We start from the raw sequence: 255 nt of genomic DNA on the forward strand, positions 1-255 counted from the left end.
TGGTTGAGCTGGTTAATATTTTCGATTTCAAATGCACAGGGGGCAACAAAGGTGCCTTGCTCACATTGCTTGGGTAGTTCGAGCTGGTAAATAAGCTGGGCATTTTTCTTTAGCCACGCAACATGGGTAAGTAATTTTTTTTGCGCGAGGGCATCGATGACTGGACCTACATCGGTACTTAAGCGCTCGGGGCAAGCCACGCTAAGTTCTGCCATCGCTCCTTGAATCAATGTAATAATTCGATCTGCAATATCT

Annotated in this window: 1 protein-coding gene; it reads right to left on the minus strand. The window is 45.5% G+C overall.

Features of this window, described 5'->3' with window-relative positions; all coding sequences use genetic code 11:
* A partial coding sequence (locus Q4528_RS14760; RefSeq protein WP_303522417.1) for a hypothetical protein occupies positions 1-215 on the minus strand: 215 nt, incomplete at its 3' end.
* Between the last annotated feature and the right edge of the window lie 40 nt (positions 216-255).

The sequence above is a fragment of the Staphylococcus pasteuri genome, from assembly GCF_030547725.1.
Classification (GTDB): Bacteria; Bacillota; Bacilli; order Staphylococcales; family Staphylococcaceae; genus Staphylococcus; species Staphylococcus pasteuri.